The following is a 1,426-nucleotide window of genomic DNA, read 5'->3' as shown; positions in this document are numbered from 1 at the left end:
CCGGTATGACTCACCCACATAGGTAACAAAACAGTTCAAGCACATAGGTAACAGTTTTTAACTGGCACTGGTCGATTCCGAGGATCTGACCATGCCGTGGCGAGAGCTCAAACCTATGGACCTGAAAGTGATGTTCATTGCCGACTATCTGTCCGGTCGACTTAATTTCAGCCAACTTTGTGCGGCTCACAGCATCAGTCGCAAGACCGGTTACAAGTGGGTAGCCCGCTACAACGCGGACAGCATCAACGGATTGGCGGAGTGCAGTCGCAAGCGCCACTCTCAAGCTCAGGCTGTGCCGTTTGCGGTCAAAGAGGCCATTCTTGAGCTGCGCGGCCAGGGGCAAACCACGCCAGGCCCGAAAAAGATCCAGACAGCCCTGAGAGAGCGGTTTCCAGATCAGCCGCCACCCTCCAAAACCACGATCTACAACGTGCTTAAAAAAGCGGGATTGGTGGTGTCTCGGCGGTTGCGCCAACGTGTCGCCGTTTATCCCAAACCACTTCAGAAAGCCGACCTTCCTAACCAGCTCTGGAGCGCTGATTACAAAGGCCAATACCTGACAGGAGACGGTGTCTGGTGTTACCCGTTGACGGTAATGGATCACGCCAGTCGATTTTTACTGGCTTGTGAAAGCATGCCGAGCACGACTTTCAAGGACGCCAAGGCCACCTTCGAGCGGTTATTCAAGATGTATGGAATGCCTGAGCGGATCCGTACGGACAACGGAGTCCCTTTCGCCAGCGGTGGGCGTGCCGGGTTATCGCAGTTGTCTATCTGGTGGGCCCGCCTGGGCATCATTCACGAAAGGATTCAGCCGGGTCGACCCGAGCAGAATGGACGGCATGAGCGCATGCACCGCACGCTTAAGAGCACATTGCCAAGGCCGCCGGAAATTGAGTGGGGAGCCCAGCAGAAGCATTTTGACCTGTTCATGCAGCACTATAATCATGAACGTCTTCATGAGGCTTTGGGGCAGAAAACACCAGGCTCCTGCTATACAAGCTCGTCACGGGCATTTCCGAGGAAGCTGCCGGAGATGAAGTACCCAAGCCATGTTGAGGCATACCGAACGGACTCCAACGGCGTGGTAAACAAAGGAAGGCTCAGAATCTATGTCGGCTATGTTTTGAAACATCAGATAGTCGGATTGGAGAACATCAGCGAAGGGGCTTGGGACATCATCTTTGGGCCTGTTCTACTGGGACGGGTTGATGAACGAGACGCTAAGGATGGTTATCTGACGCTCAAAGTAATCAAAAATAAGTGATCAGGTGTTACCCATGTGCCTGAACTTTACTGTTACCTATGTGGTTGTTCCATTCTGCCCCACCACTCGGTGCCTCGCTTAGGCTCGGCATGCCCTCTCTCCGGCATTGCTCCGTGGGTCGCCGCGATGGGCCATCCATGGCCCAGCGCGGCTAAA

General features: G+C 54.2%; 1 protein-coding gene. It reads left to right on the top strand.

What is annotated here, in order from left to right; translation table 11 throughout:
• Positions 1-91: 91 nt before the first annotated feature.
• Positions 92-1,270 (top strand): integrase core domain-containing protein, encoded by a 1,179-nt coding sequence (locus tag AC1Q8Q_RS32110; RefSeq protein ID WP_020800720.1) that lies wholly within the window; start codon positions 92-94, stop codon positions 1,268-1,270.
• The last annotated feature ends 156 nt before the right edge of the window (positions 1,271-1,426 follow it).

Source organism: Pseudomonas sp. GW823-FHT06B06, from assembly GCF_058795195.1.
This window is presented reverse-complemented; position numbering and strand designations above follow the sequence as displayed.

Coding starts and splice junctions, on each gene's coding strand:
- AC1Q8Q_RS32110 (WP_020800720.1), top strand. CDS start 92: ATGCCGTGGCGAGAGCTCAAACCTATGGACCTGAAAGTGATGTTCATT.